The sequence below is a fragment of the Thalassotalea nanhaiensis genome (assembly GCF_031583575.1).
Classification (GTDB): Bacteria; Pseudomonadota; Gammaproteobacteria; order Enterobacterales; family Alteromonadaceae; genus Thalassotalea_A; species Thalassotalea_A nanhaiensis.
Map to the genome: position 1 here is coordinate 498,341 of NZ_CP134146.1, position 19,805 is coordinate 518,145.

12 protein-coding genes are annotated in these 19,805 nt (G+C 39.7%); 7 read left to right on the forward strand and 5 right to left on the reverse strand.

Annotated features, from left to right (window positions below; translation table 11 throughout):
• Positions 1-70: 70 nt before the first annotated feature.
• Positions 71-1,255: an elongation factor Tu gene (tuf, locus tag RI845_RS02365; RefSeq protein WP_348388146.1), complete on the forward strand. Its 1,185-nt coding sequence runs from the start codon at positions 71-73 to the stop codon at positions 1,253-1,255.
• A 683-nt stretch (positions 1,256-1,938) separates the two neighbouring features.
• Here tuf and feoB read toward each other — a convergent pair.
• The 5 genes from feoB to RI845_RS02390 form a co-directional block, all read right to left on the reverse strand.
• Entirely contained in the window at positions 1,939-4,131 is a 2,193-nt protein-coding gene (gene feoB / locus RI845_RS02370) for a ferrous iron transport protein B (protein WP_348388157.1), read from the reverse strand.
• On the reverse strand, positions 4,131-4,355 hold the full coding sequence (locus RI845_RS02375; RefSeq protein WP_348388158.1) for a FeoA family protein: 225 nt from the start codon (positions 4,353-4,355) through the stop codon (positions 4,131-4,133). The genes feoB and RI845_RS02375 overlap by 1 nt, the downstream gene beginning before the upstream one ends.
• A 127-nt stretch (positions 4,356-4,482) precedes the next feature.
• On the reverse strand, positions 4,483-5,244 hold the full coding sequence (locus RI845_RS02380) for a PepSY-associated TM helix domain-containing protein (protein WP_348388159.1): 762 nt from the start codon (positions 5,242-5,244) through the stop codon (positions 4,483-4,485).
• A 1-nt stretch (position 5,245) separates the two neighbouring features.
• Positions 5,246-5,764 (reverse strand): FMN-binding protein, encoded by a 519-nt coding sequence (locus RI845_RS02385; protein ID WP_348388160.1) that lies wholly within the window; start codon positions 5,762-5,764, stop codon positions 5,246-5,248.
• Positions 5,765-5,952: 188 nt separating this feature from the next.
• Entirely contained in the window at positions 5,953-7,134 is a 1,182-nt protein-coding gene (locus tag RI845_RS02390; protein ID WP_348388161.1) for a porin, read from the reverse strand.
• A gap of 422 nt (positions 7,135-7,556) precedes the next feature.
• On the opposite strand from RI845_RS02390, the gene RI845_RS02395 reads away from it, so the two are divergent.
• From RI845_RS02395 to RI845_RS02420, 6 genes are read left to right on the forward strand one after another with little or no spacing between them, the layout of a single operon-like run.
• Positions 7,557-11,657, forward strand: coding sequence for a c-type cytochrome (locus tag RI845_RS02395; protein WP_348388162.1), 4,101 nt, complete (start codon positions 7,557-7,559; stop codon positions 11,655-11,657).
• 31 nt (positions 11,658-11,688) lie between these two features.
• Complete coding sequence (locus RI845_RS02400) at positions 11,689-12,357, forward strand: NapC/NirT family cytochrome c (RefSeq protein WP_348388163.1); 669 nt, start codon at positions 11,689-11,691, stop codon at positions 12,355-12,357.
• Between the two features lie 23 nt (positions 12,358-12,380).
• Complete coding sequence (locus RI845_RS02405) at positions 12,381-13,949, forward strand: NapC/NirT family cytochrome c (protein ID WP_348388164.1); 1,569 nt, start codon at positions 12,381-12,383, stop codon at positions 13,947-13,949.
• A gap of 24 nt (positions 13,950-13,973) precedes the next feature.
• Complete coding sequence (locus tag RI845_RS02410) at positions 13,974-14,912, forward strand: DmsE family decaheme c-type cytochrome (RefSeq protein WP_348388165.1); 939 nt, start codon at positions 13,974-13,976, stop codon at positions 14,910-14,912.
• Between the two features lie 7 nt (positions 14,913-14,919).
• A complete protein-coding gene (locus RI845_RS02415; RefSeq protein ID WP_348388166.1) occupies positions 14,920-17,427 on the forward strand; it encodes an MtrB/PioB family decaheme-associated outer membrane protein in 2,508 nt (835 codons plus the stop codon).
• 17 nt (positions 17,428-17,444) lie between these two features.
• On the forward strand, positions 17,445-19,793 hold the full coding sequence (locus tag RI845_RS02420; RefSeq protein WP_348388167.1) for an OmcA/MtrC family decaheme c-type cytochrome: 2,349 nt from the start codon (positions 17,445-17,447) through the stop codon (positions 19,791-19,793).
• The last annotated feature ends 12 nt before the right edge of the window (positions 19,794-19,805 follow it).

Below are 19,805 nucleotides of genomic sequence, written 5' to 3' on the forward strand. Positions count from 1 at the left end.
TAATTAGTAATTTAAATTCAAGCTTGCTCACAAAGAGCATGCTTACTATAAACTTTAAGGTATTAGTAAAATGGCTAAAGAAAAATTTGAACGTTCGAAACCACATGTAAACGTAGGTACAATCGGACACGTTGACCACGGTAAAACAACATTAACTGCTGCAATCTCAGCTGTACTTACAAAAGTACACGGTGGTGAAGTTAAAGATTTCGCACAAATCGATAACGCTCCAGAAGAGCGCGAGCGTGGTATTACAATCAATACTTCTCACATTGAGTACGATACAGATACACGTCACTACGCACACGTAGATTGTCCAGGTCACGCCGATTACGTTAAAAACATGATCACAGGTGCTGCACAAATGGATGGTGCTATCTTAGTAGTTGCTGCTACAGATGGTCCTATGCCACAAACACGTGAGCACATCTTACTATCTCGCCAAGTTGGTGTTCCATTCATTATTGTTTTCATGAACAAATGTGACATGGTTGATGACGAAGAGTTATTAGAATTAGTAGAAATGGAAGTTCGTGAACTTCTTTCAGAATACGATTTCCCAGGTGATGACTTACCAGTAATCCAAGGTTCTGCATTAGGCGCACTTCAAGGTGAAGCTAAATGGGAAGAGAAAGTAGTTGAACTTGCTGACGCACTTGATTCTTACATTCCAGAGCCAGAGCGTGCAATCGATGGTGACTTCATTCTTCCAATCGAAGATGTTTTCTCAATCCAAGGTCGTGGTACGGTTGTAACAGGTCGTGTTGAACGTGGTATCGTACGTGTAGGTGACGAAGTTGCTATCGTAGGTATCAAAGACACAACAGTAACTACATGTACTGGTGTTGAAATGTTCCGTAAGCTTCTTGACGAAGGTCGTGCTGGCGAAAACTGTGGTGTTTTATTACGTGGTACTAAGCGTGAAGAAGTACAACGTGGCCAAGTATTATGTAAGCCTGGTTCAGTTAACCCACACACTAAATTCGAATCAGAAGTATACGTGTTAAGTAAAGATGAAGGTGGTCGTCATACTCCATTCTTCAAAGGTTACCGTCCACAGTTCTACTTCCGTACAACAGATATCACAGGTGCTGTAGAGTTACCTGCAGGTGTTGAAATGGTAATGCCTGGCGACAACCTTAAGTTTGTTGTTGAGCTAATCAACCCAATCGCGATGGAAGAAGGTTTACGCTTCGCTATCCGTGAAGGTGGCCGTACAGTTGGTGCAGGCGTAGTATCAAAAATTATTGATTAATAATTTTTATACAGCCTAGCTGAAAAGAAGGTCGCGTAGCGGCCTTTTTTTATGCCTGTTCTACCAGCTTCACGGTGTTCCGTGATGACGATAGCGTTAAGAAAATAGGCACTATTTTTAGCTATCGCTGTGAGCCTCTGGCTTGCAGATAAATCATTTATGATTTACTTGAGCCGTACAGACCGAAAATTGCTCCTGCATTTTCGGCATACACGCCATTCATGGCGTAATCGGTGCTGGTGTTGACCTATGATTGCTCCATGCATAATAGGCATATCGGCCATCCATGGCCTAATCTCTAAAATCATCGACTAATATCGATAATTTATAGAACACTAAAGAAAGGTCGCTAACGCGGCCTTTTTTATTGGCTAAAATTTAGAAACGAGAAACGAGAAACGAGAAACGAGAAACGAAAAGCTATTGTTCTATGCACGCTGTCAACTTGGGAGGTCCCGTGCCTCGTTTATACTCGCACAGGATGACGTAGTTTAAGTTAACAAGCTCTGCGGAGGCTCAATCGTATCTCGAAAAAATATAACGTCATCCCGGAGGAGCTCAAGCGACATCCGGGACCTCCGTATTTGACAGTGAGCTTACAATCCCAAACCTTATAAAACAAAAAAAGAGGATTAAGCTATAGGCTTAATCCTCTTTTATGCTAATTCTGTGTACAAACTACTTTAACGAAACGACACTTGTACCGGAATGGTTAATATCTGCTTACCGTAACGTTTTAACCAAGTATAAATGATGGCTAATGTTGCAATTACCGACAGAATACAAATGCTCGCGTACACTGGTTGCGCAGCTAAGTTGGCAACTTGGAAAGTGAATGTCGCAGCTAGATAAGCCAGTGCGAAGCTCCATAAGCCAGCAAAAGTAGCCCAGCGTGTACCCACTTCATTCTTAATTGCGCCCATAGCGGCAGCACATGGCGTGTAAAGCAAGATAAACAACAAATAACTGAATGCACCAATAGTGCCTGCAAAGGCTGTTTGCATAATGGTAATAGTGCTTTCCTCTACGCCTTGCTCTTGCGCGGCTACATGGATGTCAGATATGTCACCAATATCAGTTCCAAGTGGGTCTTCAGGTTTAATACCTAATAGGTTTTCCAATACAGTGTCCGATGCTTCATCCCATAATTCAGGTATCGTACTTAATTCGCTTACTTCTTCTTGAGGGGCAGAATATAAGCTGTTAAACGTAGCCACTAGCGCTTCTTTAGCAAATATGCCAGTGATGATACCAACACTTGCTTGCCAGTTTTCTTCCTTAACACCCATCGGCTCTAATAAAGGAGTAACAACTTGTGCAGTTTGGCTTAGTAACGACTCTTCAGTATCTTGATGACCAAACTCACCATCGGTTCCTAAGGAATTAAAAAAGTTCAGGATACACACTACTATGACAATGGTTTTACCTGCACCGAGAATAAAAGATCGAGTTCGTTGCCACACGCGCTGAATCAAAAAAGACAGCTTTGGTAATTCATATAGTGGTAACTCTAAAATGTTTACTGAATTAGTGCCCATTAATATTGTATGTTTAAGCAATAAGCCGGTAAAAAGTGCGGCAGCAATACCGATTAAATATAACAAAAATACGATATTCTGGCCTGAATCAGGGAAAAATGCTGTGGCAAATAACGCATAGACAGGCAATCGAGCACCACATGACATAAATGGTGCCATCATAATCGTGGTAATTCGCTCTCGTTCGCTATCTAGGATGCGAGCCGACATAACCGCAGGTACGGTACAACCGAAGCCAACAATTAGTGGGACAAAGGCTTTGCCAGGCAAGCCGATTTTTTGCATTAAACTATCGACTACAAACGCTGCTCTAGCTAAATAGCCGCTGCTTTCTAATAGCGATAAACCAATAAATAAACAGGCAATGACTGGTATAAATGTCGCAACCGTCTGAATGCCCAGGCCTGCTCCTTCTATTATCGTTAATAACCATATTGGTAAATCTAATTTTGCAAGGTGATACTGTGGATAGTCAACAAAAATAGCACCGGCAAAAATATCAAAAAAGTCGATAAATGCACTGCCGACATTAATGGCGAACATAAATAACAAATACATCATCAGTAAAAACACTGGCAAACCGAGCATTGGATGCAAAATGAATTTGTCTAATTTATCACTGAATGAATGAGTCTGCTTTGCGCAAATTGTTGCTTTAACCAATAAGTCATTTATAAAGTTATAACGTGACTGCATGATTGCGATTGTATCTTCGTTATGGCTTTGGCATTGGTTATTCTGACAGCCACCTTGTTCTAGCTCAAGTAAGTCACAGTTGTTTTCGGCTAATTGAGTTGAAATGTTATCAGGTAAAATGAGGTTTTTAGGGCGACTCGTTTTGTTGCTTAAAGACTCTAGAATAGATTCTATTTTTTCTGTGGTATTTTTAGCTAAGCTGTTTACTGCAATAACTGGACAACCTAACTCTTTGGATAAAATATCCAAGTTCAGCTCATCAGTTTCTTTACGATCTGACTTGTTTAACACCACGCACATAGGTAAGCCAAGTTCTAATAATTGCGTGGTTAAATATAATTGCCTTTTTAATTGAGTCGCATCAACAATATTGATCAAATAATCTATATCTTCATTTTTCAGAAAATCTTGGGTGATAGAGAGATCTTGGCTTTGTTGAGCTTTAGCAGTTAAAGAACTGATACCGGGTAGATCAGATAACAGCCTTGCTTGACCGAGTAAGTTACATTGCTTTTGTGTACTGGCAACGGTAACGCCGGTCCAATTTCCTGTTTTTTGTTTTGAACCCGTTAAATTATTGAAAAAGGTACTTTTGCCGGCATTTGCAAATCCGACCAGGGCAATATGAGAAAGTTGTGACATTAGACTAGTTCTATACCAATTTGTTTGGCGACATTTGTGGCAAGACAAACTTTAGTGCCGTGCAGATGAAAGGCGATAGGGCCGTTAAATGGTGCTTTTTGCGCCATACAAATTTCAGACTTTAAGGCGAACCCTTGTTCCATTAATTGCGCGGCTAAATCGAAGTTATCTGGTAAATAACTTATTTTAGCTCGTTGGCTTTTTTGCAATTCAACTAGGGTCATAAAACTACCTTAAATAATAATGATTCTCATTTCATTTTATAAAAACATTGCCATTTCAGCAATAAAAGAATGATTAAATCAGTTAATAATTGATGTAAAGCAACAAATTTGCGGTGGATTACGATAATTATCTCTTGGAACGAGAGTAACGAATCCAAATATACAAACCACTGAGTGAAAGGATAATAATTGCAAGGGCAACAAGATCCATGAACAACACCATATAATCACCAAATATGCGGCCAGAATGGGCATCCAAAATTACTCTTTCTAATGATAGAAACTGTGACTTATAACGTATGCTGGCATTATTAATATCGGCACTGGTAACTTGATCAGGGACAATCCACGAAGGCTCGTTAACAAAATCGACGTTATGCCAATCAAGCAAGTGTTCGCCACTTTGATAATAACCATTTGAGCTGTTTACTATGATAGAGCTGTTATTAATAGCCATCGCTGTAATGTTACTTGGAAGACCATCACTGGACGTTATTGTATCAACCAAGCTATCGTTATCATCATAAAGTGATAATGTATTTGTAGTTAACACTAGATAAAATTCTAAATATTGGCCTATTGCGATGACATCCTCTAAACCTTCCTGCAACAAAGTATCATCTTTGAAGATATAGCCGTCACTGACAGTGAATTTTTTATCATGGAAAAACGTGGAATTGGTAGGATCCTTGATGCCATAATGTTGCAGTAACCATTGGTTTGTAATGGAAGTATGGCCAAGTTTAAAAAGTTCAGTATGGTTTAGCGCGATACCTGAAATAGATAAAAAGATCAGAAGTACGGCAGCAAAAATCCCTGATTTTCGATGCCACTCACGTAAATGACGAATCAGTTTTGCGTGAAGAGAGTTTTTAGATACTTTAACCATTTTATTGTTTCACTTGGGTTTTGTTATCTAACCAGAGCGCAAGGCGAGCAACTTTATTCAATGCTCTAACAGACAAGGTAGCACCTGTTATTCCATCGATATGCTGAGTGAGTTGATTGTCATCATCTAACTGGGCATTTATAAATTGCTTGGTAAAAAATTGATGACGAACTTCATCACCTCGACTTTCTCGAAATGCGAGTACTTTTATATTTACAATTTTAGTATCTTCAATATGAACACCAATCGTAATAGGTTTTTCCTTACCAATTTCATCAAGTATCCACACTGTGGCATCATCTTGTTGCCAAAAACGAATACGCAGTTGGTTGAACTTACGCTTCATTATGGTACTGATAGCAGCCTTATCATCAGTTGATAGCCATAAAACCTCTGTTTTTGGTACTTCGGTGTTAAATGCTTGTGCTAAAAATTGCTCATTAGACTGATAAACTTCATCCGCAAATGCTGAAAATGCACTTGCAGATAAAATTAACAAAATGTAGATAAATTTGTTCACGTAGTACCTTTTACTCGGTCTGATAGTCGTTTTCTACCCGAAAATATTAATAGGTAAATATAGCATTAATCGTTTCTATTCATTTAAGAAAAATATTGTTTTATCCATACTTTTCTTAAATGAATAAAGTGAATAAGGATTATCCTTATTCACTTTAATATTGATTACTTGTCTGCAGAGACAATTAATTAGAACTGGTAACCAAATCCTAAGTTAAAACCTTTAGAGTCTTTAGAACCGCCTAACTCTTCAACATCAGCTTTAAATACAACATCTTCGTGTAGCCAATAGTTGATACCAACTGTAGTTGTTTCTACAGCTTCAGAAGAACTGTCGCCTGCTTGGTTGTTATATTCCGCATAACGAGCAAATACGCCAAACTCTTCAGATATTTTGTAAGAAGGCTCTACGTACCAACCTGTTTGCTCATCACGACCAAGTGATTCTGCTTCGTCACCATCAATATCCCATGTGGCGTATAATGCACGAATACTAAAGTCATTAACTTGATAAATTGCGTGTGCTTCAATTAATGTTGCCGCTGCTTCATCAACACCCGCTGCGCTTTGAGTAATATCCGTTTGATATTGTAATGTTGCAGCTAATTCTAAACCTGGAATAGCAGTGTATTTAACACGACCTGTATAAGCTAAGTTTTCTGCACTTGCTTCAGCAACCTTTTGACGACCTTTACGAATTAAATAAGCATTTTTATCAGTTACTTCATTAACAACATTTAAACCACTTGTGATTGCTGCATCAATGCTTAAACCAGGAGCCACTTTAAAGTTACCAGCCAAACCTGCTTCCCACCAAGTTGCAGGAATAATGTTTTTCTCAACGCCGTTACGCTCTACACCGTAGAATGTTGGTGGCTCATGAGTTTCATTGATGATACCAACAGGTACTAAAAATAAACCCGCTTTAGTAGTGATATTTTTGCTGTAATCATATTCAACGTAGGCTTGTTCTAGTTCAACTTCACCAGGCTTGTCTTCACCGTCACCGGCTAATGAATGCTCTAGTTCAAACTCTGAGAAGAAACGTGTTTTTGAATCGAACTCATGGCCAAAGAATAAAACAAAACGGTGAAAATCAATTTCAGCATCTTCATCTTCATAATTGTTATAGTGAAGTTCACCATAGCCACCAATAGTTGTATTAGCAAATGGATTTGCAGATGCATTTTCATCCATTTGATCAGCCGTTGCTTCAAGACGACTTTCAGTCTCATTTAAACGTTTCTCTAAAGACTGTAGAACTTTTTGTTGTTCTGCGATTACTTCACGTAATTCTTGAGTTTCTTCAGCAGCCATTGCATTAGTTGCAAATAAAGACATAAGCGCAGTTGCGATAATTGATTTTTTCATCACTTGGTATTCCCTGGTAAATGTAATGTTTTCAAATGGTAATTATTTTATGGCGAGACTATAACCAAAGTTAAATCTAAATGCAAACAATTCTCATTTAGATTTGTTGATTTAGATCAAATTTTTTATAAATGATAAAAAAAGTTAATAAATGTCGATATTTGTACAGGGGGGGGAGGAATACACCTAAGCTATAAAGTAATCAATGAAATTGTATCGGCAATTCAAATGAAAATTCCCAGCAAATATATATGGTTAGACATTTTGACAAGAGACAAAAAGATTTTTGAATTAAATGTTTTTTCTCACGAATAAATTACGCTCTTTTGTAAAAAGCGACTAATCTTTTTAATAGGGTATTTTTTATATTGCCACAGGATGTTCTCGGCAGTTTTAATTCATTAATAAAAACCAGGTGAAGCATGCGTTCAAGTAATAGTTCAGGGTTACTTTCAGCAACATTATTTCATTTTAAAAATTTTTATAAGTTAATACTGCTCGTCAGTATTTTACTATTGGCTGGTTGCGACCATGACGACGATGATAACGATGACAAAAATCCTGATGCAAACATTACCGCCAATGCAGGTGTTGACCAACAAGTAACCTCCCAAGTAATTGTGACCTTACCTGGTTCAGGTACAACTGATACAGGAACCATAAGCACTTATGCTTGGACTCAAATCTCTGGTGATAGTGTTACGCTACTAAACTCTGATTTTGCCACGGCAAGTTTTACCAGCCCAAGTAACCCAACAGACAATGTTTTAACATTTGAATTAACCGTAACAGATACCGAAGGCAATTTTGCTACCGACACTGTTGATATTACCGTACAAGTAGATGGTGGCGGTGGAACAGTTCCACCAACAGCAGAAGCCGGTTCAGATAAAACAGCAATGTATGGTGATGTTGTTAACTTATTTGGTTTAGGAACCGACTCAGATGGCAGTATTGTAAGTTATCAATGGCTACAAGTGTCTGGCGCAACTGTGACCTTAATTAACCCTACTTTCCCCACAACAAAATTTACAGTGCCAGATATTGAACCTGGTGATTTAGTTTTTGAACTAACTGTTACTGACAATGATGGTTTAACGGCAACTGATACAGTGACAGTGACTATTGAAGGCGAAGTGGTTCCACCGCCAATTGATGGAGTGGTCCTATTTGAAACACATTGTGGCGGTTGTCACACGGCTAATGGTTTAGGAACACCTGGCGGTAGTGATAAAACTGGTAGAACAGCAGAGCAAATAACAGATGCAATAGCAACCGTTAGTGCTATGAACTCATTGGACTTTTTAACTGCAGAAGAAATCCAAGCTATATCAGTAGCGATTACTCCAGAAGAAATTGATGGTGCAGCATTGTTTGAATCTGATTGTGGAGGTTGTCACACAGGTAATGGCTTGGGCTCTGGTAGCTCAGGACCGGATTTAACCAGTTATACCTTTGAACAGTTAACTTCTCGCCAGGATATGGTAGGTCATTTATCTGATCCTGAAGTGCAAGCGATTGCAGATGCATTGGTCCCTGAGATAATTGACGGTGCAGCATTGTTTGAATCTGATTGTGGAGGTTGTCACACAGGTAATGGCTTGGGCTCTGGTAGCTCTGGACCGGATTTAACCAGTTATACCTTTGAGCAGTTAACTGCTCGCCAAGATATGGTTGGGCATTTAACCGATCCTGAAGTGCAAGCGATTGCAGATGCATTGGTCCCAGAGATAATTGATGGTGCAGCATTGTTTGAATCTGATTGTGGCGGCTGTCACACAGGTAATGGCTTGGGCTCTGGTAGCTCTGGGCCGGATTTAACCAGTTATACCTTTGAGCAGTTGACTGCTCGCCAAGATATGGTAGGTCATTTAACCGATCCTGAAGTACAAGCGATTGCAGATGCGTTGGTACCCGAAGTACTAGATGGCGCGCAAATATTTACAGATACTTGTGGCGGTTGTCATACCGCCAATGGCCTTGGCTCTGGCAGCTCAGATAAAACCAATCGAAATGTTACGCAAATTATGAATGCCAACATGACGCAAGGCTTAAGTGATTTAGAATTGCAGGCGGTTGAAGCAGCGATCACTAATCAAGTTCAGCTCTTTGATGATAGCTGTAGTGGTTGTCATAGCCGTGCCGATAAAGCGAATCGGACAGCTGCACAAATTGCTGATGCGATCGCAACCGTCGGCTCGATGATGACAGCTGATCTTGAAATATTAAACGATAGACAGCTCGGCGTAATTTCTGACGAGTTAATTGATGGTGCTGATTTATTTACTAATACCTGTGGTGGCTGTCATACCGCCAATGGGCTCGGCTCAGGCAGCTCCGATAAAACCAACCGAAATGTTACGCAAATAATGAATGCCAACATGACGCAGGGGTTAAGTGATATCCAACTGCAAGCGGTTGAAGAAGCGATCACCAATCAAGTTCAACTGTTTGATGATAGCTGTAGTGGTTGTCATAGCCGTGCCGATAAAGCGAATCGGACAGCTGCACAAATAGCTAATGCTATTGCAACGGTTGGTTCGATGATGACGGCTGAGCTGGAAATATTAAACGATAGACAGCTTGGCGTAATTTCCGACGAGTTAATTGATGGTCCTACTTTATTTACAGATACATGTGGTGGTTGTCATACCGCCAATGGCCTTGGCTCAGGCAGCTCCGATAAAACCAATCGAAATATTACGCAAATAATGAATGCCAACATGACGCAGGGGTTAAGTGATATCCAACTGCAAGCGGTTGAAGAAGCGATCACCAATCAAGTTCAGCTCTTTGATGATAGCTGTAGTGGTTGTCATACTCGTGCCGATAAAGCGAATCGGACAGCTGCACAAATTGCTGATGCGATCGCAACGGTCGGCTCGATGATGACTGCTGACCTAGAAGTGTTAAACGATCGACAACTCGGCGTAATTTCCGACGAGTTAATTGATGGTGCTGATTTATTTACTAATACTTGTGGTGGTTGTCATACCGCCAATGGGCTTGGCTCAGGGAGTTCAGACAAGACTAATAAAAATATCGAACAAATCAAAGGCGCTAGCATGACGCAGGGCTTAAGTGATATTCAACTGCAAGCGGTTGAAGAAGCGATCACCAATCAAGTCCAACTCTTTGATGATAGTTGTAGTGGTTGTCACACTCGTGCCGATAAAGCGAATAGCAGCGCCGCTGAAATTGCTAATGCGATTGCAACGGTCGGTTCGATGATGATTGCTGATCTCGAAATATTAAACGATAGACAACTCGGTGTAATTTCCGACGAGTTAATTGATGGTGCTGATTTATTTACCAATACCTGTGGTGGCTGTCATACCGCTAATGGTCTTGGCTCAGGTAGTTCAGACAAAACAAATAAAAATATCGAGCAAATCAAAGGCGCAGGCATGACGCAAGGCTTAAGTGATATTCAACTGCAAGCGGTTGAAGAGGCGATCACCAATCAAGTCCAGCTGTTTGATGATCGCTGTAGTGGTTGTCACACTCGTGCCGATAAAGCGAATAGAAGCGCAGCTGAAATTGCCAATGCGATCGAAACGGTCGGTTCGATGATGATTGCTGATCTCGAAATATTAAACGATAGACAGCTCGATGTAATTTCCGACGAGTTAATTGATGGTGCTGATTTATTTACTAATACCTGTGGAGGCTGTCATACCGCTAATGGCCTTGGAACAGGTAGTTCAGACAAAACAAATAAAAATATTGAGCAAATCAAAGGCGCGAGCATGACGCAAGGCCTAAGTGATATCCAACTGCAAGCGGTCGAAGAGGCGATCACCAATCAAGTCCAACTGTTTGATGATCGCTGTAGTGGTTGTCACACTCGTGCCGATAAAGCGAACCGGACAGCCGCACAAATTGCCAATGCGATTGCAACGGTCGGTTCTATGATGATTGCTGATCTCGAAATATTAAACGATAGACAGCTCGATGTAATTTCCGACGAGTTAATTGATGGAGCTCTATTGTTTACGTCTAACTGTAGCGGTTGTCATAGCGAGGCAGGTAAAGCCAATGCGACATTTGCTGATATCTCAGGCGCAATTGACAATAACACTGGCGGTATGGGGCAGTTCTCAGATTTTAATGATATGCAAATTCAAGCTATTGCAGATTACTTAATTGACGGAGCGTTATTGTTTACGTCTAACTGTAGTGGTTGTCATAGTGAGGCAGCTAAAGCCAATGCGACATTTGCTGATATATCAGGAGCAATTGACAATAACACTGGCGGTATGGGGCAGTTCTCAGATTTTAATGATATGCAAATTCAAGCTATTGCTGATTACTTAATTGATGGAGCCGCGTTATTTACCAATAATTGTACAGATTGCCACCAAGGCAATGGTATGGGCAGTTCAGGCTCAGATAAAACCGATGCCACATTTGCTGAAATATCTGGGGCTATAGATGGTGATTTTGGTGGAATGGGGCAGTTTTCAAGCTACACAGACCCTCAAATCCAAGCAATAGCAGATGCTCTGCTTTCAACTCCATAACAAATATGAATAACAATAAAGGTAACAAATAATGCTAGATTTTATGGAATGGATTTTTGAATTACTCGAACCATTTGGTTTGGTTATAGTGATATTTGCCATTGTGGTTGTTTTGCTGGTTATTGCATTTATTGTTTCCCGTTTTTTTAATAAAGCAGCATATACCAGTTTCTTTTTGATTACGGTTGGTTTATTTGTCGGTGTAGGTACTGTTGTTGGTTTTGAAGTTGGTATGGGAATGACCAATACAGAAGCTTTTTGTACTGGCTGTCATTCACAACCGGGAGCTACGGCAGAAACTTACCATACATCTACTCATTTCAAGAATAAAACCGGGGTTCGCCCTATCTGTTCAGACTGTCACGTACCAGTTGAATTTGGCAATAAAATGTGGCGAAAAATTATCGCATCGCGTGAATTATGGTCATATTTTGCTGGGGAATTAGATACAACAGAACAATATCTATCAAAAGTTGTACATATGCGGGATAAAGAAATAGCCCGCTTAAAAGCAAATGACTCACAAGAATGTCGTAATTGTCACGAAGTTTCACAAATGGTGTTTGAATTGCAAACTGCAAAAGCTCAAGAGTTTCATGCAGCTATGGAAAATGAAGGTAAAACTTGTATTGATTGTCACCAGGGGCTTACTCATTTGTCTGAAGACGTTGCTGCTATTGTTGAAGCAGACACACATTGATTTTTGGTTTGGAGAAAGGAAATATGCAACAAAATATTGTGTTTAAATTGCCTTCAGCAGTTGTTGTGTTATTGGGTTTGCTTAGTTTATTTATAACTGGCAACGCTGGCGCGCAACAAATATCGGCCAAAATTGAATGTACAAGTTGTCATGATCCAAAAGTGAGTCATAAGATCAAAGCAATGCACAATAGTAAGCATTGGGACAAGTTGATAAAAGAGTCGCCAGTGAATAATGATGGTTGTGCCGCTTGTCATGGTGATAGCCAAACACATGCAGCAACACCAACTAAATTTCAACCTAGAACAAGTTATGGTCCAAGATGGACAGCTACTATCGATCAACAAAATAATACCTGTTTAAACTGCCATGAAAAAACGGCAACTCATAAGGAGTGGCGTGCAGGTAAACATGCAGAACAAGAGGTTACCTGTGTGACCTGTCATGACGTCCATGTAGATCTTGATCCTGTTCGAGAAGAAGACACACAAGCTGAAGTCTGCACTGTTTGTCATAAAGTTCAAAAGAATGGCATACATCATTTTAAAGATAAAATTGATGAAAACCCCATATGTTCAACTTGTCACAATCCGCATGCTAATCCTCTGCCGCAATTTATGATGCTGGAAAATAGATCGTTAGGTTGTCGTAACTGTCATGATTTTAGAGAGATGCAACTAAGCAGTGAAGTAAGCCTTAAGGCCAAAAATTATCATTTGGTAATGCAACATAAAGACAGAACATGTGTTGATTGTCACCTTGGTGTTGCTCATGTTGATAAAGAAAACTTTTCTAAATTACGTGAGGGCGGATTAGCGTCGATGTTGGTGGATGTATTCCACCCTGGGCAATCAGATGGTGATTGGTTACTGGAAGAGCATCCTGGAGCACAAGCACTACGTCAAGGTAGAAATTGTCGTCAATGTCATTTAGGGGAAGCGAAAGAACTTGGTAAAGCACTTGCTCCGAAAGAAATCATCTCAAGCATAGAATCCAATGTGTCAGTTAAAAAAATGGCATCAGCAGTGCAATTTACCATCACCTGGAAAGGCAGTGAAAATGATAATAGCCTTGCCTTAATGTTTGATAATGGCCAGGTTGATGCTTTTTCAAAAGGTGGCTGTTGGGCATCTTGTCATGGGGATTTACCGGGTATGAGTCGCGACAGAGGTCTTAATAAAACTAAATATTTATTAAGTTCATTAAAACAACAGCACAGTGTTGGTTTTCCTAGTGTTGAATATGATCAAAAAACACTGGATAACATGATAACAAATGGTGAGTTTGTCGAATTATGGCGGGTTAATTTAAGCAAAGGAAAGTTTGCTGATTTACAGCGATTTAAGGTTTTAGGTGAACGTAAAGAAAGTGAACTTGGACAACTTACGGCAAGTGCAAACTTTGCTAATGGTATATGGACTGTAGTCATAAATAAACCTATTGATGACAAGGTTAAGCCGCTTATTGAAGGTAATGATATTACCTTCGGTATAGCCATTCATTTAGATGGAAAATCAGGCGCAGAACATAAAGTGTCGTTACCACTGACCATTTCATCTGATGGTATTGATACAGATTTTATTTTGCAGTAATAAGTTCGCAAGGAATGTTAAAGCGTGATTAAAAAAACAAAAATAGCACAAGCTTTAAAAGGTAGCCTGATTCGTTTGCTACTCGCTATTGTTTTAGTATTTAGTATTAATAGCTTGTTTGCCGCAGAGCAAGTTACTACTGCAGAAGTCGTAGAGGTAGATTGTTTAGGTTGCCATCAGGAGTCACAAGGCTCGTCTATTCATGCTATTTGGCAAACACCACATGGCAAAGTATTTGGCAAAAATAATGAAACATGTGTTACTTGCCATGGCCCAAGTTTAGAACACGGCAAGGTACCAAGAGATAACTCTCCTAGCTTAAGCTTTGGCCCTAAATGGCCGAGCGAATTTAATGAGCAGTCTGCAGTATGTTTAGGCTGCCATGAAAAAGGAAACCAAGTGATGTGGTTGAGTGGGGTACATAATGATGAACAATTATCATGCTTATCATGCCATAACATCCATACCCAAATAGATGAAGTTTTAGTTAGAATAGAGCAGTCAGAAACTTGCTTCACGTGCCATAAATCAGTGCAGGCGTCTGCCCATATGCCATCTAGTCACCCAATTTTAGAGGGTAAAACAACCTGCGTTGATTGCCATAATCCCCATGGCAATATCAGTGAGCATTCGCTAAATGAGCCAACGGTAAATGACACCTGCTTTTCCTGTCATGCTGAAAAGCGTGGTCCATTCTTATTTGAACATGCGCCGGTTGCTGAAGACTGTACCACTTGTCATAAACCACATGGTTCTGTTAATGCCAGCTTATTAAAAACTCGCGGACCATTTTTATGTCAGCAATGTCATTCGGCAGCTTTTCACCCAAGTGTTCAGCACGATGGCGGCGGGCTTCCTAATACTGGCCAGGGGTCTGAATTTTTACTTGGAAAAAACTGTCTAAATTGTCATTCCCAAATTCACGGCTCAAACCATCCTTCTGGCTCCAGGTTAACTAGGTAGGTATGGCATGAAAATAAATGAATGCTTATCACCTTGTTTGCTTGCAACAGCAATATTTAGCATTAGTAGTTATGCTGAACAAGCTGGTGAGGAGGATCCATTTGCATTTTTAGCCGAAGAAAAATATCAACCCAAAGCCATTTCAGAAGCAGAAGAAAAGACTACATCGGACGTTTCTGAAGCAAGTAAAGAAGAAGACCCATTTGCATTCTTAAAGGACGAAAAGTATCAACCTAAGGCCATCCCTGAAACAAGTAAAAATGACAACTCAGAGATTGTAGATGTTAGCAAAGAAGAAGATCCTTTTGCTTTTTTAGCTGAAGAAAAGTATCAGCCAAAAATAGTAGTTCAGAAAGTAAGTCCTCCTGGTTTTGTGCAGCTGGATGTACTAAATGTAAGTGATGACAATTTTAGTTTTGGGCAATATAACGGTTTAAGTGAAGAAGGGACAAAAGTAAATTTATCTGGCTCTTACCGAGATTTTAATACTGATTCAACATTGACAGATTATTGGCAATTCAATGCACAAAACTTAGGGTTAGATAATCGTGAACTTTCTATTGCTTTAGGACAAGTTCGTGCTTACAAAGTAGCGTTTCATTTTAATCAAATTCAACAAGTTAAAAATTTTACCGGTTTTACACCATTTTCAGATAATGGTGATTCATTAGTTTTACCTAGAGGCCTCTTTACTTTGCCAAATAGTTGGGTTGCAGCGCAAACTACTGATGGTATGACAGCATTTAATACTATTGCCAGTCCATTTGAGCAGACGCTCGAACGCGAGCGACTCAGCCTAGAATATTCACAATATTTTGGTAAAAACTGGTTTTTAACTTCTGACTTTAGCTCTGAAGAAAAGACCGGCACAAAAACTACCGGTGCTGCATTTTACGCTAATGTACAAAACGGACATTCGGCAATTTTACCGCAATCAATAGATCAAACTACCAATAAAATGGAGCTATCTATCGCCTATAATCAGGCGCTTTATTCTGTAAAAGCAGACTATTTACTCTCTCAATTTGACAATGATAAGTCATCGCTCATTTGGCAAAATCCGTATTCTTCTCTAATAGGGCCCAATGTGGCCTACCCTGATGGGACAGGGCAAATAGGGGCCGAACCCGATAATGATTTTCATCAATTAAGAATCTCAGGGCATTATGTCTACTCGCCAACATTGCGATTTTTCGCTGATACTTCCTATTCAATGGCTAGTCAAGATGATAACTATTTACCATATACAATTAATAGCCAGTTGATAAGTGGCTCCTTACCAAGATCAAACTTGGATGGCGAAGTGATAACCATTACTGCTAAAGCTACTGCGTTATATCGCTATTCGAATACTCTAAACTTTAAGGGGCTCTATCGCTATAAGGAGCGCGACAATCAAAGTCCGCGAGATGCATATCAAGTTGTTTTTGCGGATACTTGGGCTCCACTGGAAGGAAAGTTTCACCACTACAATGCTCCCCATAGTAAAAACTCTAATTACTTTGAACTAACAGCTAACTATTCTTTACCTAGTCGCAGTAAAGTCTCGTTGATTTACGGCTATGAAGAAATTGACCGATATAACTATGCCGTAAATAGCACTATTGAAAATGGCATTAAACTAAAGCTTAGAACTCGTTCTGAAAACAACTTGGCCAGTAGGTTTGAGCTAGGATATAAAGACAGATCGGCCTCATTGTACCATTGGGACAGATCTTACTTTTCGTTATTTGATGCTCAGTTAATAAATCAGACTCCTGAAAATCAAAGGTATACCAATCACCCGTTACTTAGTCAGCACTATTTGTCTAACCGTGAACAATTAAATGCTAAAGCCAGTTTTAGTTATCCTATTGAAGACAATATGCATGCTAATTTTGATCTCAGCTTTAAAGAAAATGACTATGACAAATCTACTTTAGGTTTAACCAATGATAAAACCTTTTTCAGTACTTTAAATGGTGTTTGGGTATATTCAAACACCGTCAATTTTTCGAGTTATTTAAGTTATGACAGTTATGAGTTTGAACAAACGGGCAGAGAGTTTACTGGTGGTTACGAAAAGTCAGCCTTTGATTTATATGAACCGCTACCACAAGCAAGTGATAGTGCAAGAAACTGGCAGATAAAGCCACAAGACAGTACCGTATCACTTGGTCTGTCAGCACATTGGGACTACTTACCTAAAAAAATTGAGATGGACTTTGATTATAGGTTAAGTGATTCCACCAGTAAAAATGATAATTATTCTTCTGGCGGGGCAACTGACTTAACCAATATAGGCTTACCCGATGTGAGCAATAAAGAACATCATTTTGAATTTAAAACTTTGTATCATTATAAGCCCAATATGAGCTTCTCCTTTAGTTATCAATATTATCGATTTGATGCTAAGGATTGGGCCTATGATCAGGTTAATCCAAATTCAATCGCGAAAGTTTTGGGAACAGGTCAACGCCCAGCTAACGACCAGTTACATGTGTTTCAACTTTCCTTTAAGTATCAAATTGAGTAGGGCTTTTGAGGTGAACGATGTATAGAAAAACTACATTAATTATCATGATGTCACTGTTAGCAAGTATCGTACTTGCTGGTTGTGATGGCGATAGTGGTGGTGATAGAGCTAAGGGCATAGAAGCTACACCGCCACCAGCAAGTGGAACACCCCCAACGACACCTCCGCCGGTAACGCCTCCTCCACCTGAAAATGGTTTAATTGAGTCGGGTGATATCACCGAAGATGATACTATTAGTACAGCAATGTCAGGGGTAAAAGTAGACCAAAGTTTAACCTTAACATTCACTTTAATGGTTAATGGCGTTAGTCAAATTGTTGATTTAAATTCTAGCAACGCAAGGTTTACTCTGGCAAAGCTAGTGACAAACGCCGGTGAAGCGCAAGGTATGAGCTGGACAAGTTATTTTGTTACTTTTGAAGATCCCATTTGTCGCAACCAGACTGATGTTGACGATGAGAACAATGCTTGTACTACATTTACAGAAGACACAGATCCTGAATTGATTGCTGATACAGCCAAAAAAGTGCAAAGCGAATTTGCTACAGGTAAGTCAGTATTAACTCAAGCAACTTCAGATAATAATGGTTTATTTGAAAATAATGGTGATGGCAGCTGGAATTATACTTTCCCATTTCAGTTTTCTGACGTTGCTGCTCTAACAGAAGTTCATCGAAGCTGTATTCAGTTTAGTTTTAATGCTGATGTTGAAAATATCTGTGTGGACTTTGTACCTTCAGAGGTTGCTACTGCAACTGATGGAATTACCGGCACTTCTTTGTCTGAGATGTTTTATCAAACGCACAATGCGCGACAAATTGTTACCGAAGGAACTTGTAACACGTGTCATGATAAATTGGCCATACATGGTGGTGGACGAACTCAAACCCAATATTGTGTCACCTGTCATAACCCAGACACAAATGATAGTAATAGCGGTAACTCGGTAGATTTTAAACAACTCATTCATAAAATTCATTTTGGTCGAAACCTGCAAAATTTTGTTGATGATGGCAAACCATTCACTATTTGGGGCTATCGCAATAGCGAACACAATTATTCAACGACTGGTTTTCCACAAAATATAAAAAATTGTGGCAGTTGCCATGCAGGTGACGAAGATATTGTTTTCTCGCAAACTCAAATGATACCTGAGCCGACTGCAACAATAACTGATAATGGCCATAGTTGGGTGACAAACCCTACAAAATCGGCATGTGAGTCATGCCATGAAAAACTCTTTACCGAGGGAATTCGACTTAATGGCGAAGAGTTTACTTTGCATATCTCTTACACTGAAGAAACCAATTGTGCAGGATGCCATGCTGATTTAGGTGCTGAAACTCCTGACTCTAAACAAGCAAACCAAGCCCATAGAGATACTGCCATTGAAAAAGCGTTAACTTATGCGATGAATATTGAAAGTGTTATTAATACTGGCCCAGGTGAAAGCCCTGTGGTTACTTTTAATGTTACTGAAAATGGTGTGCCAATAGATATAAAAACGTTTGATGGTAAAATCAGAGTGGGAGTCTCATGGGATGCTGCAAGTGATTTTGATAATGAAGGGTTAACAGGGTTTGATGCGTTAAATATTGAAATTGATGCTATTGCCGAAAGCATTTTAAAAGCAGGTTCAGACAACAGTTTTGTTCTTGATATAAGTACGGTTGGTTTAACACCAAAAACAATTCCTGATGGTCAAGATACTATTGCTGTCTTGATGTTGGGCCATGCAAATGGACCAAATACTACCGCTACCAGCTTTGATGATGTAAGCCCCATCAAAAGTCCAATAGAATTTTTCGCAAGTAGTGGAACATCTGTTACTCCAAGACGAACAGTTGTTTCTATTGATAAGTGTAACAGCTGTCATAATCGCCTCTCTATGGTTGAAAAAGGTCACGTAAATTTTCATGCAGTACCTAGTGGTGAACCTTTAGTGTGTGCATCATGCCATGGTGCCAGCCTTGGTTTTGGCGAATATGCTGATTTTAGGTATCTTATCCACGGCGTACACGCGACTGATATTAGAGAGGAGCCATATAGAGGAGAGTTTTCCGAAAATATCCACTTTCCAGGTGATATAGCTAATTGTGATAGTTGTCATATTGAAGGTACTACACAATTGCCATTAGCGTTTAATACCCCAATATTTACCGGTATTACAGATCAATATACTACTCCTACGGCAACTGCTTGTAGTTCTTGCCATGATTCTGCTGAAGCTCAAACCCATATGATTTCAACAGGTGGGGCAAAATTTAATGAAAGTTATGATTTGGTGCAAAGCACTACGGAGAGCTGTGCCTTATGTCATGGTCCCGGAGAAGCGGCCGATGTTGAAATGGTCCATAAACGGTAAGGTGGTAGTTGA

Excerpts from the sequence above, each read along its gene's own strand:
- tuf (WP_348388146.1), top strand. The coding sequence starts at position 71 with ATGGCTAAAGAAAAATTTGAACGTTCGAAACCACATGTAAACGTAGGT.
- feoB (WP_348388157.1), bottom strand. The coding sequence starts at position 4,131 with ATGTCACAACTTTCTCATATTGCCCTGGTCGGATTTGCAAATGCCGGC.
- RI845_RS02375 (WP_348388158.1), bottom strand. The coding sequence starts at position 4,355 with ATGACCCTAGTTGAATTGCAAAAAAGCCAACGAGCTAAAATAAGTTAT.
- RI845_RS02380 (WP_348388159.1), bottom strand. The coding sequence starts at position 5,244 with ATGGTTAAAGTATCTAAAAACTCTCTTCACGCAAAACTGATTCGTCAT.
- RI845_RS02390 (WP_348388161.1), bottom strand. The coding sequence starts at position 7,134 with ATGAAAAAATCAATTATCGCAACTGCGCTTATGTCTTTATTTGCAACT.
- RI845_RS02395 (WP_348388162.1), top strand. The coding sequence starts at position 7,557 with ATGCGTTCAAGTAATAGTTCAGGGTTACTTTCAGCAACATTATTTCAT.
- RI845_RS02400 (WP_348388163.1), top strand. The coding sequence starts at position 11,689 with ATGCTAGATTTTATGGAATGGATTTTTGAATTACTCGAACCATTTGGT.
- RI845_RS02405 (WP_348388164.1), top strand. The coding sequence starts at position 12,381 with ATGCAACAAAATATTGTGTTTAAATTGCCTTCAGCAGTTGTTGTGTTA.
- RI845_RS02415 (WP_348388166.1), top strand. The coding sequence starts at position 14,920 with ATGAAAATAAATGAATGCTTATCACCTTGTTTGCTTGCAACAGCAATA.
- RI845_RS02420 (WP_348388167.1), top strand. The coding sequence starts at position 17,445 with ATGTATAGAAAAACTACATTAATTATCATGATGTCACTGTTAGCAAGT.